The following is a 1,021-nucleotide window of genomic DNA, read 5'->3' as shown; positions in this document are numbered from 1 at the left end:
GGGCGGGCCGGGCGCGCTGATGCGACAGGAGTCCTCCGACGTCGCGTCGTCCACCGCGTCGGGACTGGATGCGCTGGTGCGCGCGATGGTGGCGGCGTCGGTGGCGCTGGCGCTGCTGACGATGGTGCCGGTGCCGGGACTGGATGGGGGCCGGGTGCTGCTGCTCGCCATCGAGGCGGTGAGTGGCCGGCGCATTCCGCCGCGCGTGGAGACGGTGGCGCAGACGGCCGGGTTCCTCTTCCTGTCGATTGGCATCGTGGCCACGGCGGGCGCGGAGATCCGTCGCGCGCTGCCCGCGTCGCCCGCTCCGCGTACCGTGACGGGTGGCACGGCGGCGACGGGTGGCGCTGCGACCGCGCACGCGCCGACGTCGCCAGCATCCACGGGGAGCACGATGCCGACGCTGGACGGCGGCACGGTGCACGGCGCCGCGCCGACGGGTGTCAGCGCCAACGCCGCTCCGCCTCCGGGGACAAAGGTTGGAGTCACGCCCGCGGGCGTCGCCGTCGCACCGCCGCCGGGAGCCTCAGCACCTCAAGCGCCTGCGTCGTTGGCCGGAACGGTCCCACCGATACCGGGGGCATCCGCAGCCGTTCCTTCGACGGGGACGCCTGCTCCGGCGTCAGGGAACAATCCCGTGTCTGCCCAGGCTGCGACGCCTCCTCCATCGGGGAACAAGCCCGTGCCCGTGCCTGCGTCCACGTCCGCTCCGAGTCCAGCGACACCGCCCGCTTCCGCGACCGCCGCCCCCGGGCTGGCACGGGACGCGGGTGCCCCTTCCCCCGCGCGGGATTCGCAGCGCGTCGTCACTCCGGCCCCGCCCTGAGAAGCGGACCGGAGCGACGTCTGCTCCCCCGCCCTGCCTCCAGCGCACGGAGCCCCTGCTGGCTGGGCGGCCCAGCGCATCCACGCTCCCTCGCGTCGATTGCAGTGGCCCGTACACACCACTAGAAGCCGTGGCGCCGAGTCCCCTCGCCGCCGCACTCCAAGAGACCCGTATGCCCCTGCCCCTGCCCCTGTC

At 74.6% G+C, this 1,021-nt stretch carries 1 protein-coding gene; it reads left to right on the top strand.

All coding sequences use genetic code 11. The annotated features are described in order from the left end of the window. On the top strand, window positions 1-826 hold an 826-nt coding region (locus tag D7X74_RS44745; protein WP_233602497.1), incomplete at its 5' end, for a site-2 protease family protein. Window positions 827-1,021 lie beyond the last annotated feature (195 nt).

It is taken from the genome of Corallococcus sp. CA047B (assembly GCF_003612065.1).
GTDB classification, from domain to species: Bacteria; Myxococcota; Myxococcia; order Myxococcales; family Myxococcaceae; genus Corallococcus; species Corallococcus praedator.
Note: the sequence above shows the minus strand (reverse complement) of the source record. Positions and strands in the feature narration are given on the sequence as shown.